This is a genomic window from Arthrobacter sp. Y3221114, assembly GCF_059092625.1.
Genome location: NZ_JBNHHW010000001.1, coordinates 752585 through 769204, shown reverse-complemented (window position 1 = coordinate 769204; position 16620 = coordinate 752585). Strand labels below are relative to the sequence as shown.

Genomic DNA, 16620 nt, shown 5'->3' with positions numbered 1-16620 from the left:
GTACTGACCGGAGAGGTTGATTGCGTGGCTCACTCGCCCCGACCGTGCACCGGTCTGGCGTTCGCTGGGGGTTCTCCGACCTCGTGGATGGTATGGCCGCCGCAAGCCGTCTTGGTTACGTTGGCTCGCTCGATGCGCGACACAGTGAACCATCGCATTGCGTTGCGCAGTCGGCACCACCCAACCAGGTACCACTGGCCGTTCGTGGAGGCGAACAGCACCGGCTCAACGTCGCGGGTGGTCGTGGTCTCGTCTCTCGATGTGTAGCGAATGCGGATCACTCGCTGCTCGGCCATCGCCTCCTCCAGTGCCGACTTGATTGCGCGCGAAGAGGAGGGAAGCGCGTTGACCCAGACGCGGTGGGCCAGCTCGTCGGCTCGTGCTCGGGTTTTGGGATCGAGGACGTCCAGGATCTTTTGGATACCTGCTGCTGCCAGATCGGCGTAGGGGGCATCGGGTGCAGCGGACACGGCTGCCATGAGCGCCACGGCCTGCGCTGGGGACAGGCTGACAGGCGGCAGGGACGTGCCTATAGCCAATCCGTAGCCACCCCCCGGACCTGGGCGAGACCATATAGGCGCTCCGCTGTTCTCTAACGCATCGAGGTCTCTCTTAATGGTGCGCACGGATACCTCGAACTCTCTCGCCAACCGTTCGGCGGAAACCCCCCGCGCGCCGCTGCGGCGCAACATCTCGGACAGAGCATGGAGCCGCTCGACTCGCTTCACAGTTCAGACCCCGACAAATTCATGACATAAATAGTGACATGCCCTTGTCCGTAGTGCCTGCGAGGGTAGTGACATGACAACCACTACAAGCAGTTCGACCATCATTCTCATCGCCGGCCACTGGCTGGGCGCTTGGGCATGGGACGAAGTCCTGGCACACCTGACAAACGACCACTCTCGTGCAATCGCGATGACACTGCCCGGTCTCGACGGGGACGATCCCGAGCGTGCGGCGAAGACTCTCGACGATCAAGCCGCAGCGGTCCTGGACGTCATCACTCAACTCGGGGTCTCCGAGGATCAGCCCGCAACTCTCGTCGCTCACAGCGGGGCGAACGCCCCCGTCAGCCTCGTCCTTGACCGCCACCCTGAGCTTGTCCATCGAGTGGTGTGGGTCGACTCCGGCCCTGTGGCGACGGGAAGCGCCTTCGCCCCGGACCTCCCGGAGGAGCTGGAGGAGCTTCCGCTGCCGCCCGTCGACGTCCTCGCCCAGCAGGCGAGCCTCGAAGGCCTGAGCGCAGAGGTCCTCGAGCGTTTTCAAGCCCGGGCCGTCCCTGAGCCCGGGCCCGTGCTTCGTCAGCCCGTCGAGCTCACGAACGATGCCCGCCGCAAGGTCCGGACCACCCTGGTGTGCTGCTCGATCCCGAGCGCGCAGGTGCTGGAGCTGGCCCGCACAGGCCATGCCATGTTTGCCGAAGTGGCGAACATCGAGCACCTCGACGTCATTGACCTCCCGACGGGGCATTGGCCTATGTGGAGCCGTCCCCGCGACCTCGCCGAGGCCATTCAGTCAGCGGCTTCTCAAACCAACTGAACTGCACGTACAACCTGATGGGGGTCAACCGAATCCGGCTGGCCCCTTTCCGTCTCCGAGGGAATTCAAGACACACCCCAACGCTGCGCCACGTGTCCGGCCAGTACATCTAGCCCTGCCGGGATTGCGTGGGCGATTACGGCGGAGCCGTTGCTTCAGCTAACGTTTGACGCATGCCTCAAGCTCAATTCGTACGAAAAGCCGTTCTGCCTGCCGCCGGATTGGGGACCAGGTTCCTGCCGGCCACGAAGGCCATGCCGAAGGAAATGCTGCCAGTCGTCGACAAGCCGGCCATCCAGTATGTCGTCGAAGAAGCGACACGCGCCGGCCTGGACGACGTGCTGATGATCACCGGGCGCAACAAGCGTTCCTTGGAGGACCACTTCGACCGGGTCCCGTTTATCGAGCAAACCCTGGAGGCCAAGGGCGACGACGCCAAGCTGGCCGCGGTCCGGGAATCTTCTCAGTTGGCCGACATCCACTACCTGCGCCAAGGAGACCCCAAGGGGCTCGGCCACGCCGTTCTCTGCGCCAGGCAGCATGTGGGCAATGAGCCCTTCGCCGTCTTGCTGGGCGATGACCTGATTGACGAGCGCGACGAACTGCTCACCGAGATGATCGCGGTCCAGCAGGCGACCGGCGGTTCGGTCATCGCCCTGATGGAAGTGGATCCGGAAGCGATAAGCGCCTACGGTTGCGCCGACATCAGCAGCATCGACGGCGCGGCGCACGTGAAGGTGAACGGCCTGGTGGAGAAGCCCGCCGCCGGGGAGGCGCCGTCGAACCTGGCCGTGATCGGCCGCTACGTCCTGCATCCGGCCGTGTTCGACGTGCTGGAGCAGACCGCGCCCGGCCGCGGCGGAGAAATACAGTTGACGGACGCGCTGCAGGCGCTGGCCGGGTCCGAGGAGGACGGCGGGGGGGTTTATGCAGTGGTCTTCAAGGGTCGCCGCTACGACACCGGCGACAAGCTCAGCTACCTCAAGGCCGTGGTCTCGCTGGCGACGGAACGCGAAGACCTGGGACCCGAGTTGCGCTCCTGGATTGTCGATCTGGCATCGCAGATCCAGGCAGAGAGGCCGTTGGCGTCCGCCGAACGGAACTGACACCCCCGCATCTTCCGCCGGTTTGGGCCGGCGGGAGATCCGGGCTAAGATGATACGTCGGTCGTATGTTCTTTAGGAGTTCTCAGTACTGTGGTCTTGAACCATGATCAAAGTTCGACCTTGACCCTTGCGGTCAAGGACCTCGGGCGCAGCCCGGGCAGCATGCGGACTCTTGAAGAACGTATCGCTGCGCCGAAGGATTTCGGGGCAGCACTCATTGGCGTTCAGGAAGGCTCCGATCTGGAGTTGGACCTGAAGCTTGAGGCCGTGCACGAGGGAATCCTGGTTTCCGGCACCGTTTCCGTGGCTGTCACGGGCGAGTGCGGGCGCTGCCTGGATCCCATCGCGTACGACCTCGACGTCAATGTGCAGGAACTCTTCTACTACGAGGATGCTGAACTCCTCGAGGAAGAAGAACAGGACGAACAGCGGCGGGTTGAGCGCGATCTGATCGATCTCGAGCCGGCGCTGCGGGACGCAGTGGTGACCGCCCTGCCGTTCCAGCCGGTGTGCCGGGAAGACTGCCAAGGCTTGTGCCCGGAATGCGGGATGCGCCTTGAAGAGGATCCGGGTCACCACCATGAGGTCGTGGATCCTCGCTGGGCAGCCCTTGCCGGGTTGGCCGGTACGGCCGCCGACGAGGCGCCCATAAATAAAGAGTCAGACGAGAGAGAAGAGAGTTAGCCGTGGCTGTTCCCAAGCGGAAGATGTCCCGCTCGAATACGCGCGCACGCCGGTCCCAGTGGAAGGCCACTGCGCCCAACCTGGTCAAGACCGTTGAGAACGGCCGTGTCACCTACAGCCTGCCGCATCAGGCCAAGGTTGTCACCGACTCGGCAGGCACTGCGCTGTTCCTTGAGTACAAGGGCCGCAAGGTAGCCGACGCGTAACAACGTCCGGCATGCCTTCAACTGAAGAGCTTTTGGAGCGTCTCGGCGTTGATATCGACGCCGAGACGCTCCGTCTTGCTTTAACCCACCGTTCCTACGCCTACGAGCATGGCGGGCTGCCGACCAACGAGCGCCTGGAATTCCTCGGCGACTCGATCCTGGGCTTTTCCGTGACCGACGCGCTGTACCGGGACAACCCGGACCTGCCCGAGGGCGAACTGGCCAAGCGGCGCTCCGCCGTCGTCTCCACCCGCGCGCTGGCCGGCATCGCGCGCAGCCTGGACGTCGGCCAGCATGTGCTGCTCGGCCAAGGAGAAAAGCTCACCAACGGGGCCGACAAGTCGTCCATTCTGGCCGACACGATGGAGGCCCTCTTCGGCGCCGCCTACCTGTGCCAGGGCATCGAAGCGGCACGCCAGCTGGTGATGCGCCTCGTCGGGCCGCTCCTGGCGGACGCCGACGCCCTGGGCGCCGGCACGGACTGGAAGACCAGCATCCAGGAGCTGGCCGCCGCCCGGAAGATGGGCAACGTGACCTACCAGGTGGAGGGATCGGGCCCGGACCACGCCCGGACCTTCGTGGCCACGCTGCTGATCGGCACCACCGAGTACGGCCGCGGCACCGGACACTCGAAGAAGGAAGCCGAGCAGGAAGCTGCGGCCACCACATGGCGGGCGCTGCGTGCCTCGCTGCCCGTGTCGGTGACGGAGACCGCCGACTCCGATGCCTGAACTGCCTGAGGTGGAGGTTGTCCGCCGCGGGCTCGCCCAGTGGGTCCGCGGACGGACCATCACCGGAGTGGACGTCCTGGACGAGCGTTCCATCCGTCGCCACGCCCTCGGAGCCGACGACCTGCGCGGCAACCTGGTCGGAGCCCACGTGGCCGACGTCGCCCGGCGGGGAAAATTCCTCTGGATGCCGCTGCTGGAAACCACCCCGGACACTTCGCCGCGCCCGGCCGCCGACGACGCCGGGCAGGACGAGCCCAAACTCGCCCTGATGGCACACCTCGGCATGAGCGGGCAGCTGTTGGTCGAAGACAGCGCGCAGCCCGACGAGAAGCACCTGAAGGTCCGGTTGACGCTCAGTCCGGCCGACGGGCCCGATGGCCCGCCGATGCCGGCCGAGCTGCGGTTCGTGGACCAGCGGATTTTCGGCGGCATGTTCCTGGCGGACCTGATGCCCACTCCGGACGGCCACGCCGGCGGCATGTCCGAGACCGGCCTGCCGCTGATCCCGGTCGAGGCCTCGCACATCGCCCGCGACCCCCTCGACCCCGCGTTCTCCTTCGAGGCGTTCTACCAGCGCCTGCGTGCCCGCAAGACCGGCATCAAGCGAGCCATCCTGGACCAGGCCCTGGTCTCCGGCATCGGCAACATCTACGCCGATGAAGCGCTGTGGGCCGCCAAGCTGCACTACGCCCGCCCGACCGACACCTTGCGCCGCAAGGAAGCCGAGCGGCTGCTGAACGCTTGCCGGGACGTCATGACCAGGGCGCTCGACGCCGGCGGCACCAGCTTCGATTCCCTCTACGTGAACGTCAATGGCGCATCCGGATACTTTGAACGGTCGCTGAACGCTTACGGCCGGGAGGGCGAACCCTGCCACCGCTGCAGCGACCTGGGGCTGTCCGCGAAGATCCGCCGGGACACCTTCATGAACCGGTCCTCCTACACCTGCCCCGCCTGCCAGCCGAGGCCTCGGAACGGTCGCTGGTAGCGCCCGAGGTCATGCTGCAGCAGGTGCCATCAAGCGCATCAGTAGTACGGTTTGGGCGCGGCGAGCAGTCGACGCCCTGAGAGGCCCGAGCACACACCCCTCGCCTTGCAGGCACGACGGTCAAGGTCATCTGGTTAAGACCAGCAACAAAACGGTGTCGCAGACGTGAAGTCCAAGGCTGCGATCGACCTCTAGAGGTTGGTCACCCGCTGCGAATCCTGTTGACAGTGCAGACATCCAGTCACACTTTGAGTTGAGGCCTTGAATGGTGTGATGCTGAAGCTCGAAGGTCACAAATTCGTGACACTTAGCTGGACACGCCTCATGAGGACGCAGATGGGCCGATATGTCGGCTCGTCCTCACTTAGCGTGTAGTTTGCAGCCGTTGTCTGCGCCTCGTCGGCGCATGAGTTGGGGGATTTTTTATGCAGGTACCGTACCGTGTTGGATCTTTGGCGAGTCTTACGGTCGTAATGTTTTTGTTGTGCGGATTTCTCTTCGGAAGTCCGGCCCACGCAGCATCGGACACCGCCGGACCGGTGATGGTCAGCAAGTCGGTGAGCCCGACGGCATTCAACCTGCAGGAGGGCCCGGCCACGGTCAAAGTCAGCCTCCGGTTGACCGACCAGACCGGGGTGAAGACCCCCGTGGTGACCCTCAGCCATGTCGGCACCGACCAGAGCCGGGGCTTTGGCACCATGACGCTGGTTTCCGGAACCGTCCAGGATGGCACCTGGGAACGGTCCATGACCATTCCCCAGGGCTCGGCTACCGGACAGTGGGAGGTGCTCCTCTACCCGCTTGACGACACCCTCGGAAACAACTCCACCTTCTTCCAGACCCTGGCCACAATCACCCTTGCCGGAGCGCCGTCGGATACGACCGGACCGGTGATGGTCAGCAAGTCGGTGAGCCCGACGACATTCAACCTGCAGGAGGGCCCGGCCACGGTAAAGGTCAGCCTCCGGTTGACCGACCAGACCGGGGTGAAGACCCCCGTGGTGACCCTCAGTCACGTCGGGACCGACCAGAGCCAAGGTTTTGGCAGCATGACGCTGGTATCCGGAACCGTCCAGGATGGCACCTGGGAACGGTCCATGACCATTCCCCAGGGCTCGGCTACCGGACAGTGGGAAGTGCTCCTCTACCCGCTTGACGACACCCTCGGAAACAACTCCACCTTCTTCCAGACCCTGGCCACAATCACCGTTGCCGGAGCGCCGTCGGATACGACCGGACCGGTGATGGTCAGCAAGTCGGTGAGCCCGACGACATTCAACCTGCAGGAGGGCCCGGCCACGGTAAAGGTCAGCCTCCGGTTGACCGACCAGACCGGGGTGAAGACCCCGGTGGTGACCCTCAGTCACGTCGGCACCGACCAGAGCCGGGGTTTTGGCAGCATGACGCTGGTCTCCGGAACCGTCCAGGATGGCACCTGGGAACGGTCCATGACCATTCCCCAGGGCTCGGCTACCGGACAGTGGGAAGTGCTCCTCTACCCGCTTGACGACACCCTCGGAAACAACTCCACCTTCTTCCAGACCCTGGCCACAATCACCATCAACGATGAAAGCAGCAACCCGACCCCCTACGTCGCCAGCCCGGCTGCGGTCACGTTTGTGGACAACGATGGTACGGCCGAGGACACTTACACGATCCCGGCAGTTAAGGGCGTGGACTACCTGGTTGCCGGCAAGACCGTGGCCGCGGGCACCTACAAGGGCGCCAGCACTGTGACCGTCACCGCGAAGGCCAAGGCCGACTACGTGATCGCTCCCGGCGCGACGACCGAATGGACCCACGTCTTCAAAGCCGCCCCTTTTGCGGCGACTCCGGCTGCGGTCACGTTTACGGATCTGGACGGCACGGCCGAGGACACCTACACGATCCCGGCAGTTAAGGGCGTGGACTACCTGGTGGGCGGCAAGACCGTGGCCGCGGGCACCTACAAGGGCGCCGGCACTGTGACCGTCACCGCGGAGGCCCAGGCCGACTATGTGATAGCTGCCGATGCCAAGACCGAGTGGACGGCCACGTTCACGGCCACCCCGTACCCGGTCTTGCCGCAGGCGACCACCCCCACGATCAGCGGCAATGCCAAGGTCGGTAAAACCCTGACCGCGGCGGCCGGGACCTGGACCACTGGGACCACCTTCAAGTACCAGTGGTACCGCTCGGGCACGGCGATAAAAGGCGCCACAGCCCGGACCTTCATGCTCACCGGCTCCGACGTCGGTAAGACCATCAAGGTCAAGGTCACCGGGTCCAAGGCCGGCTATACCACCGTGTCCAAGACCTCGAAGTCCACAGCGAAGATTGCCAAGGGAACGCTCACCAGCAAGACCCCGACGATCAGCGGCACGGCGAAGGTCGGTAAAACCCTGACCGCCAGCACCGGGACCTGGACCACTGGGACCACCTTCAAGTACCAGTGGTACCGCTCCGGCACGGCGATCAAGGGCGCCACAGCCAAGACCTACAAGCTCACCGGCGCCGATGCCGGCAAGACCATCAAGGTCAAGGCCACCGGCGCCAAGACCGGATACACCACCCTGTCCAGGAACTCGAAGTCCACAGCGAAGATTGCCAAGGGAACGCTCACCAGCAAGACCCCGACGATCAGCGGCACGGCGAAGGTCGGCAAGACCCTGACCGCCAGCAGCGGGACCTGGACCACCGGCACCACGTTCAAGTACCAGTGGTACCGCTCGGGCAATGCCGTCAAGGGCGCCACCGCCAAGAGTTACAAGCTCACCGGTTCCGACGCCGACAGAACCATCAAGGTCAAGGTCACGGGGTCCAGGACCGGCTACGCCACGGTATCGAAGACCTCGAAATCCACAGCAAAGATACGCCGGTAGACCGTAGCACTGCTGTTGCAGTTAGCTGCCCTCCGGCCTGCCTTACGATGGGCAGGATCTGGCGCTGCGGGTGAAGCAGGACGGCACAGGGAAGCGTCGCCTGGAGCTGGCTTCAGGGTTCCGAAAGTCCTCGGTCGCTCTGACACTGGCCGAGGCGCCGAACGCCACGAGCCGGCTGACGTTCCAGTACGACGCCGATGCAGGCAAGTGGGGTCTGGTCAACCTCGTCCGGTGGGACTGACCGGAGGCGGCCGCTAGTAACCGAGCTCTACCGCCGCAGTTCCGCCAGCACGGCGTCCGTGTAGGCGGGCCACGCGTCGGCGGCCCAGGTCCCGAAGTCGCGGTCGGTGAGCGCGATGCACGCGGCGCCGGCGTCGGGGTCCACCCAGAGGAAGGTGCCGGACTGGCCGAAGTGGCCGAACGTCTTCGGTGAGCTCTTGCCGCCGGTCCAGTGCGGCTCCTTGTGGCCGCGGATCTCGAAGCCCAGGCCCCAGTCGTTGTTCTGCTGGCGGCCGAACCCCGGCAGCACACCCGCCAGCCCCGGGTAGGTGACCTGCGTTGCCTCCTGCACCGTGGCGGGGGCCAGCAACGACGGCCGCTGGAGCTCGGCGGCGAAGCGGGACAGGTCAGCGGACGTGGAGGTTGCCCCGGCTGCGGGGGAGCCGTCCAGGCTGGTGTCCTTCATGCCGAGGGGAATCAGCACGCCTTCACGCAGGTAGTCGGCGAAGGCGATGCCCGTGGCGGCCTCGAGCGTCTCGCCGAGCACCTCGAAACCGGCGTTGGAGTAGAGCCGCCGGTCGCCGGGGGAGAACCTGACGGTGCGGTCGCCGAAGTCGTAGCCGGCGCTGTGGGCCAGCAGGTGGCGGACGGTGGCACCCTCGGGGCCCGCCGCCTGGTCCAGTTCCAGCGCGCCTTCTTCGACGGCCAGCAGCACCGCGTAGGCGCTGAGCAGCTTGGTCACGGACGCCAGCGGGAAGCGGCGCTGCTGGTCCCCATGGGCGGCCACAACGGCGCCGTCGGCGGCTACGACGGCGGTGGCCGCGTTGTCCACCGGCCAGGATTCGATCAGCTTCGCGCTTTCCATGCTTGCTCCTACCTCGTCGTTCCGCCGTAGTGGGCTGCCAAACGGCGCAGCCCTTCCTCAATGCTGACCTCGGGCACCCAGTCCAGCACCTCGTGGGTGCGGCGCTGGTCGAACCAGTGCGCCGTGGACAGCTGCTCGGCGAGGAAGCGCGTCATGGGCGGTTCGTCGTGGACCAGCCCGCGGGCGTCGGCAGCAGTCCAGGCCCGTTCGATGACCGCGCCGGCGCCGCGGGCCAGCCACCCGGGGACCGACCAGCCGGGCGCCGCCACTCCGGCGGCGCCGCAGATGCCCGCGATCAGTTCGCCGACCGGCCGGGGCTGTCCGTTGGTGACCACCAGGGCCTGCCCGTGTGCCTGGTCCATCCGTTCGAGCGCACGGACAATCGCCGCCGCGGCGTTGTCGATGTAGGTGGTGTCGATCAGGGCGGCGCCGTTGTCCAGCAGCGGCAGCCGGCCCGCCCTGGCCCGCGCAACCACACGTTCCACCAATTGGGTGTCGCCGGGGCCCCAGACAATGTGGGGGCGGACGGCGGCCACCCGGAAGCCGGGGGAGTCCTGGGCCAAGGCGAGCAGTTCGGCGGCGGCCTTGGACCGGGCGTAGTTGCCGCGGGCCCGGTCCGGGTCGGCCGTCCCCGCACCGGCGCCGGCGATTGCCTCGCCGAAATGCGCGACCGAAGGGGAGGACACGAACACGACATCGCGCACCCCGGCAGACTTCGCCGCGTCCAGCAGGGTCCGCGTGCCGTCGATGTTGGTGGCGACGAACTCGCTCCACTCGCCGGTGAAGGAAACTTTCGCCGCCAGATGGATGACGGCGTCGACGCCTTCGACCGCCCGGGCGACGGCGCCGGCGTCTGTCAGCGAGCCGAGGACGGTCCCGACACCGGATCCGACGCCGGCCGCGGGGCGGCGCTGGAACGTGCGGACGCCGTGGCCCTCCACCAGCAGCAGCCGGGCCACGGCTGCGCCGAGCATCCCGCTGGCGCCCGTGACGAGGACGGTCCGGGTTTCGGCGGCGCTCACGGTTTGGTGATCCGTCCGCCGGCCAGCGCCTTGCCGGCCCACGCCGCCAGCCTGGCGCGGTCGATCTTGGAGTTATGCCGGATGTCGGTGGGCAGTTCGGGCAGCACCAGGACGGCGGCCAGGTCCAAACCGGTGGCGCGGGCGACGGCGGTGCGCACCTCGTCGGCGAGGGCGTAGGGCGCGGTGCCCGGCGACGTCGACGGCGGCACGGTCTCCAGCACCGCGACCGGCACCTGGGCCCCCGCGGGACCGACGCCGACGACGGCGGCCAGCCGGACGCCGTCGTGCGTTTCCGCCGCCTGCTCGGCGGCTACCGGGGTGGCGACCCCGTTCGCCGTGGTGATGATGTGGGCCAGCCGGCCTTCGACCCACAGGTGGCCGTGGGCGTCGAGATGGCCCACATCGCCGGTGCGGTGCCAGCCGGGCACTGACGCGCTGTGCCGCTGCGTGATCCAGAGCCGGTCGTACCGGTCCTTGACGTGCGGGGCGCTGACGAGGATCTCCCCGGTGACGCCGGGGTCGGTGGTTGGGAGCTCCGCCACGCTGCCGTCCGGGGCCACCGCCGCGATGGCCACCGTCGCCCCTGCCACCGGGGTGCCGACGCAGACGCCGTTCCCAAAACCGGCCGCGCGGATCTCCGCCAGGCTGATGTCCGTGACCGGCAGCGCCTCGGTCATGCCGTAGGGGGTGTGCAGCTCCGCGGACGGCATCAGCGACTGCACCTTGGCCAACAGCGGCTCGGGGATCGGGGCGCCCGCCGAAAGCAGCAGCTTCACGTCGGCCAGTGCCACCCGGTGTTCGTCCGTGAGGCCGTCGGCGGTGGCGAGCACGTTGGCGAGGGCGGCCGGCGAAGCGAAGACCGCGGTGGCGCCGACTGCCGCGGCAGCATCGGCCAGGGCCGCGGCGGTGAGGGTCTTGGGCGCGGTGACGTCCATGTCCGGGGTCACCGACGTGGCCCCCAGCGCCGGGCCCAGCAGGGCGAACGGCGCGAAGCCGGCCACCAGCGAGGTGCCGGCTTCCAGCCCGTAGGTGTTCTTGAGGGTGTCCCGCATGGCGGCCAGCCGGCGGTGCGTGTAGACAACGCCCTTGGCCGGGCCGGTGGAGCCGGAAGTGAAGAGGATGGCGGCGTCGTCGTCGGGATCGGGGCCTGCATGCTCGGCGCGGCTGCCCGCCGGGGCAGCCGCAGTGGCGGCGGCTTCGAGCAGTTCGGGCACGGCGTGGGCGACCCCGTAGAGCGCGCGCTTGGCCCCGCCCATCCCGGCCACGCTGATTCGCTGTCCCGGCCAGTTGAAGAGCCGGGCGGCGGCGAAGGCACGTTCGACGCCGATGATGAACCGGGGGCCGGCGCCCTTGATCGCGCGGCTCAGGCCGGCGGGGCCCAACCCGGCGTCGGCCACCACGATGACGGCGCCGAGCTTCAGGCAGGCGTAAATCAGGCTGGTCAGTTCAATGCCGGGCGGAACCAGCAGGTTGACGCGGTCGCCTGCGCTCACGCCGATCCGGGCGAGGCCGTCGGCGAGCAGGTCCACCCGGCCGGCAAGCTCGGCCCAGGACAGCGTCCGCTTTCCTCCCGCCGCAGCGCCCAGCGGGGCCATGTCGACGACGGCGGGGGAGTTGTCGTTTCGGCGTTCGTCCAGCTCGGCGAGCATGGAGCGGAAGGGAGCCGCAGCCCGGGGCTCTTCGGCGGCTGCCGCGCGCCCGCCGCCGGCCACGGCGGCATCGAGCCAGGTGAACACGGGGGCGGCGATGTCGCGGTCCTCGGGGAGGAGGTGTCCGGCGCCCTCGAAGCGGTGCACGTCCGCCTGCGGCAGCCGGTCCATCAGGTCGCGCAGGTAGCGGTCGGAGAACACCGGGTCCCTGGGGCCCCACAGGATCAGCGCCGGAACGTCCAGGGTGCGGATGCCTTCGGCCACCCCGTTCAGCGCGTCCCAGCTGGGCGTGCGCTCGTCGGCGGGGATGTCGGCCACGAAGTTGCCCACTCCGGTGCGGCGGGCGGCGTGCCGGTACGGGGCCATGAACGCGTCCCTGACGTCCTTCGTCAGCGGAGGACGCGCCAAGGCGTGCGTGACGCGCAGGAACGCGGCCGACGTCGTCGTGCCCCACTGGTGCACCGCGGGGTGCAGCGCCAGTTTCAGCGGGGCGGGCAGCCCGAAGCCGGCGGGGTGGACGGCGGTGTTGGTCAGGACGACGCCGGCGAGCTGGTCGCGGTGGCGGGTGGCCCAGCCCAGCGAGATCACGCCGCCCCAGTCGTGTCCGACGGTGACGACGGGGCCGGTGATGCCCAGTTCGGCGGTCAGGTCGCCCAGATCGGTGATCCGGTCTTCGAGCCGGCGGAAGCTGCCGGTGCGTTCGGAGAAACCCATGTCCAGCTGGTCGACGGCGACCACGCGCCACGGCGCCGCGGCGTCGCCGGCGGCGGCCAGCAGGCTGCGCCACAGGTAGGACCAGGTGGGGTTGCCGTGCACGCACAGCAGGGTGCCGGCCGGCTCGATGCCGCGTTCGGCCAGTTGCGGCCCGTTGTCCAGAAGGTGCCAGGTGTGTGCGCTGCCGGTCGGGTCCACGGCGGCGGTGGAGCGGACGCGGACGCGGCGGGACCAGGCCGGGTCGACTCCGGGCCAGAGGGGGGCGTCTACCACGCAATCTCCATCATGGTGGTGTTCAGCCCGGAGCCCACGCCCATGCAGAGCACCCGGTCGCCGCTGCCCAGTGTCTGGGATTCCTGCGCCAGGGTCATCGGCAGCGAGGCCGGTCCCACGTTGCCCCACTTCGGGAAGGTGATCGGCACGCGTTCGCGGACCAGGTTGACGGCCTTGATGATCGCGTTGGTATACGAGGTGGAGACCTGGTGCGTGACGTACCGGTCCATGGCGGTCCAGTTCCAGCCGTCGCGGTGGGCCTCGTGCCAGGCGTTGACCACCAGTTCCAGCCCGTTCTCCAACAGGCCCTTGGTGTCCGTAAACATGCCCGAGGGACCGCCGACGCACAGCTCGTGGTGCTCGGTGCCGGCGCGGGAGACACCGCCGAGGATCCGGTGCGAGCCGGGGTGGGCGTCAGCGGGGCCGATCACGGCCGCGGCGGCCCCCGACCCCAAGGTCAGCGTGGCGAATTCGCGCAGGTAGTCGGCGCGGGTGGAATCCGGGTGGTTCAGCCGCTCGAACGTGTTTTCCTGGGTCGGCTGCGCGTCCTCGCCGGCGACGATCAGCGCGTACTTGATCTGCCCGGAATCGATCATGTTGGCGGCCAGCGTGATGCCGTTGACGAAGCCCAGACATGCGTTCGCCAGGTCGAAGTTCATGGCCGACGACGGCAGGCCCAGCCCGTGGTGGATTTTCACCGCGACGGACGGCTCCAAATTCCTTCGGGTGACGGAGGTGTTGATCAGCAGGCCGATCTGGCCCGGCTCCACGCCGGCTTCGGCAAGGGCCTTGGCCCCGGCTTCGATGGCGGCGTCGTCGAATGATGAACCGGGCGACCACCAGCGGCGTTCGGTCACGCCGGCAACACGTTCCAGCAGCTTCCGGGAGAGCTTCAGGCGCTTCAGGCTGGGTGCCAGCCGGTCGTCGAAGTCGGCGGAACTGACGGCTACCGGGGCCTCCACGCTCGAGACGGCCAGCAGTGCCGTGTTGTCATGTCGAAACGTCGCGTTACCGATCAATATCCAGCCTTTATTCGTCTTCCGGGACGGTCACCTGTACGCGGAGAATCCCGCATGGGTACCCGAACTCTTAACTATGCACCCCGAAGCAGCGTTCCGCACGTGCGGAGAATGGCATGGGACTGTGGTCATTGTCTCCCCGGCTGCTCCTCCGTGTGCGGGATAGCCCTATTGACGTTACCCGGGGACCACAAAGCGTCATCCCACGGGCGGTCCGGATTCAGCTGCAGGTGCGGCGGAAACTTTGCGGAATCTGTTGTTTAAACGGCGGTCCGCCAGAAAGAGCACGCCGGCAAGTGTGCAGGCGACAGCGGGCCAATAGCTATACCGGAAATCAGAAGCCGGGACAATCGGAATGTAACCGGCAAGGTAAAGAAAAGACGACCAGCCGAGCGCCGCGATGTAGGGCCGCATATATCGTGCCTTCGGGAGTAACAAGATGATGGTCACCGCGGCGGCAAGCCAGAACCAGGCCCGGAAGAACCACGGGAACGTTTTCGCACCCAGCTCCACTACATAATCGAACAGGATGTTGTCGGCTTTGGTGGGCTCAACGTGGTACTCGGCGGGGACCGCATGGCGGCCCGCCGTGATACCCACGTACTCGCTCTTGCCGACAAACAGAAACCGTGCGTAGGTCTGCGCCCGGTAGTAGGCATACCGGACAGGGTGGGTGACGACTTCGCCCAGCCAGAGGTCCCGGACCTCCGACTGATAAGCGATCGGTTCGAAGGATTTGCCGGTTGCCCCGCGGCCATAGCACTTCCAATAAGCATCCCAAATCGCGTCTTCAGCCTGGCATTCTTCGCGGGCTTGCAGCAGCTTGTCTTCCAACCCCTGGGGGATATCCGCATCCCTTATCTCATCGGCAGGCACGGTGAAGATGATGTCGTCCAGGAAGACCTGGGACAGCTGGCCGGTGGCCTTGGGCTGAAATGCGGCGTTGAACGCTGCACCCGCGCCCAGCAACAACACCAGGAACGTCACGGCGGCCATCGCATATCCGCCCACAAAGCGTTTCCGGTCAGTCGTCAGCCGTCTGCGCCGCTCCGGTGACGCGTTGCGCCACGCCCGGTAGAGGAGGAAGACAAGGGGAAGGATGGCAAAGAACGCATTTTTTCGGACCATTGCTCCGTACAGCAGGAACAACAGTGACAGGGCGAGCAGCGGATATCGGAATCTTGGGAAGCGCTCGGCCAGCAGTATGAGGACGGTGGCGCTGAAGAACGCGATCATCATGAGCACGTCCTTCCACATCACACCCAGGAACGTGATGGTGAACGGCAGCAGCGGAATCGCGAGGGCGAGCGCGGATATGAGCCGGCTGCGGGTGAGATCGTGAAGGTAGATCGCCAGCAGCAGCGCGGCAACGAACGTCAAGCAGATCTGCACCAGAACCATTGAGCTGACTTCGCCGGTCAGCCTGTACAAACCTGTCCAGCTGACCGTCATGATGGCAGGGTGCCAGTCGTCCAGCGGAATCTGGCCGAGGACCTGCTTGAGCTGATGGGCAGAATCATTCGTCATGCGTCCCGGCCGGTTTGCCACCCACAGAAAAGCGGTGGCCAGAAAAGCGGCGACGCCCAAAACTGAAAGCCACCAGTAGTCCGGCGCAGTCCATGCTCTGCGCACACCGGTCGGGCTGCCGGTCCGGCTTTGGGCCGAGCGGGCGGATGAACCGCTCACTGGTTCGTCCCGTCGGGACGCACCTGTGCCGTGTCCGCCGGAACCGCATGTCCATCCTGCTGCTGCTGCGGGGGCTCCAGGCGCAGGTAGGCCAAGCGGGCTGCTTCACGCCGTCCTCGCTTTAAGCCGTCGAGGATGATGCCGATGCAACCCACCAGAACCGCCAGCCCCATCAAAGCAGCAGCCAGAATCGCGGTCGGGAACCGGGGAACCAGGCCGGTTTCGAAGAACTCGACGACCACGGGCACCCCCAACCCAAGGGAGGCCAGTGCCAGCGCCGCGGCGATGATGCCGTGGAAGAGCGTCGGCCGTTCATGGCGGACGAGCTGAAAGATGAGGGACAGGATTTTGAAGCCATCCGTGTAGGTATTGAGCTTGCTTTCGCTTCCCTCGGGCCGTTCGCGGAATCCGACCTCGACCTCGGTCTGCGGCAGGCGCAGGGACGTCAGGTGCACCGTGAATTCGGTCTCGATCTCGAATTCCTTGGACACGGCGGGGAATGACTTGACGAAGCGGCGGGAAAACACGCGATACCCCGACAACATGTCCGAAACCCGGGATCGGAAGAGAAGGCTGACAACCCGGTTGAACATCCGGTTGCCCATCTCATGCCCCGGGCGGTACGAACCGGTTTCGGCCGTATCGGCACGAACACCGAGCACCTGATCGTACGGGCCGTCCAGCAGGGTTTCGATCATGCGGGGCAGGTCCGCTGCCTCGTACGTGTCGTCGCCGTCGATCGTGACATAGATATCGGCATCGATATCGGCAAACGCCCGCCGGATAACGTTGCCCTTGCCCTTGCGCGTCTCGGACCGGACGACGGCGCCGGCTGCGCGCGCCAGCTCGGCGGTGCGGTCGGAACTGCTGTTGTCATAGACGTAGACCGTTATCCCCGGGACTGCGAGTCTCAGGTCCCGGACCACGGTGGCAACGGTCTGTTCTTCGTTATGACACGGGACAATGGCGGCAATACGCTGACCCGGAAAACCAGCTGGATCTGACACGGGCAAAAGTACTCCTAACCGGAGGTTGACTGGCCTTCAGGGTAGTTC

Annotated in this window: 15 protein-coding genes; 8 read left to right on the top strand and 7 right to left on the bottom strand. The window is 66.6% G+C overall.

The window, feature by feature from the left end; all coding sequences use genetic code 11:
* Window positions 1-29: 29 nt before the first annotated feature.
* A complete protein-coding gene (locus AC5RV3_RS03510) occupies window positions 30-728 on the bottom strand; it encodes a helix-turn-helix transcriptional regulator (RefSeq protein WP_494120919.1) in 699 nt (232 codons plus the stop codon).
* 73 nt (window positions 729-801) lie between these two features.
* Here AC5RV3_RS03510 and AC5RV3_RS03505 point away from each other — a divergent pair, with 73 nt between their 5' ends.
* The 8 genes from AC5RV3_RS03505 to AC5RV3_RS03470 all read left to right on the top strand — a co-directional run bounded on the left by AC5RV3_RS03505 (window position 802) and on the right by AC5RV3_RS03470 (window position 8359).
* Complete coding sequence (locus tag AC5RV3_RS03505; RefSeq protein ID WP_494120918.1) at window positions 802-1542, top strand: alpha/beta fold hydrolase; 741 nt, start codon at window positions 802-804, stop codon at window positions 1540-1542.
* A 173-nt stretch (window positions 1543-1715) separates the two neighbouring features.
* A complete protein-coding gene (gene galU / locus AC5RV3_RS03500; protein WP_494120917.1) occupies window positions 1716-2648 on the top strand; it encodes a UTP--glucose-1-phosphate uridylyltransferase GalU in 933 nt (310 codons plus the stop codon).
* A gap of 120 nt (window positions 2649-2768) precedes the next feature.
* Window positions 2769-3332: a YceD family protein gene (locus tag AC5RV3_RS03495; RefSeq protein WP_494120916.1), complete on the top strand. Its 564-nt coding sequence runs from the start codon at window positions 2769-2771 to the stop codon at window positions 3330-3332.
* A gap of 2 nt (window positions 3333-3334) precedes the next feature.
* Window positions 3335-3538, top strand: coding sequence for a 50S ribosomal protein L32 (rpmF, locus tag AC5RV3_RS03490; protein WP_127511582.1), 204 nt, complete (start codon window positions 3335-3337; stop codon window positions 3536-3538).
* A gap of 11 nt (window positions 3539-3549) precedes the next feature.
* A complete protein-coding gene (gene rnc / locus AC5RV3_RS03485) occupies window positions 3550-4269 on the top strand; it encodes a ribonuclease III (RefSeq protein WP_494120915.1) in 720 nt (239 codons plus the stop codon).
* Complete coding sequence (mutM, locus tag AC5RV3_RS03480; RefSeq protein ID WP_494120914.1) at window positions 4262-5257, top strand: bifunctional DNA-formamidopyrimidine glycosylase/DNA-(apurinic or apyrimidinic site) lyase; 996 nt, start codon at window positions 4262-4264, stop codon at window positions 5255-5257. The genes rnc and mutM overlap by 8 nt, the downstream gene beginning before the upstream one ends.
* A 542-nt stretch (window positions 5258-5799) precedes the next feature.
* Complete coding sequence (locus tag AC5RV3_RS03475; protein WP_494120913.1) at window positions 5800-8118, top strand: hypothetical protein; 2319 nt, start codon at window positions 5800-5802, stop codon at window positions 8116-8118.
* Window positions 8119-8188: 70 nt separating this feature from the next.
* Window positions 8189-8359 (top strand): hypothetical protein, encoded by a 171-nt coding sequence (locus tag AC5RV3_RS03470; RefSeq protein ID WP_494120912.1) that lies wholly within the window; start codon window positions 8189-8191, stop codon window positions 8357-8359.
* A gap of 27 nt (window positions 8360-8386) precedes the next feature.
* On the opposite strand, the gene AC5RV3_RS03465 is transcribed toward AC5RV3_RS03470, so the two are convergent.
* From AC5RV3_RS03465 to AC5RV3_RS03440, 6 genes are all read right to left on the bottom strand, one after another.
* Window positions 8387-9202 carry a serine hydrolase domain-containing protein gene (locus tag AC5RV3_RS03465; protein ID WP_494120911.1) on the bottom strand — a complete coding sequence of 272 codons (816 nt, stop codon included), beginning with the start codon at window positions 9200-9202 and terminating at the stop codon, window positions 8387-8389.
* An 8-nt stretch (window positions 9203-9210) separates the two neighbouring features.
* On the bottom strand, window positions 9211-10224 hold the full coding sequence (locus tag AC5RV3_RS03460) for an NAD-dependent epimerase/dehydratase family protein (RefSeq protein WP_494120910.1): 1014 nt from the start codon (window positions 10222-10224) through the stop codon (window positions 9211-9213).
* Complete coding sequence (locus AC5RV3_RS03455) at window positions 10221-12860, bottom strand: alpha/beta fold hydrolase (RefSeq protein ID WP_494120909.1); 2640 nt, start codon at window positions 12858-12860, stop codon at window positions 10221-10223. Before AC5RV3_RS03455 ends, AC5RV3_RS03460 begins: the two co-directional genes overlap by 4 nt.
* A complete protein-coding gene (locus AC5RV3_RS03450) occupies window positions 12854-13879 on the bottom strand; it encodes a 3-oxoacyl-ACP synthase III (protein ID WP_494111328.1) in 1026 nt (341 codons plus the stop codon). The genes AC5RV3_RS03455 and AC5RV3_RS03450 overlap by 7 nt, the downstream gene beginning before the upstream one ends.
* A 198-nt stretch (window positions 13880-14077) precedes the next feature.
* A complete protein-coding gene (locus AC5RV3_RS03445) occupies window positions 14078-15565 on the bottom strand; it encodes a hypothetical protein (RefSeq protein ID WP_494120908.1) in 1488 nt (495 codons plus the stop codon).
* The gene (locus AC5RV3_RS03440) at window positions 15562-16572 is read right to left on the bottom strand and encodes a glycosyltransferase family 2 protein (RefSeq protein ID WP_494120907.1); all 1011 of its coding nucleotides are present in this window, start codon (window positions 16570-16572) and stop codon (window positions 15562-15564) included. Before AC5RV3_RS03440 ends, AC5RV3_RS03445 begins: the two co-directional genes overlap by 4 nt.
* Window positions 16573-16620: the final 48 nt, after the last annotated feature.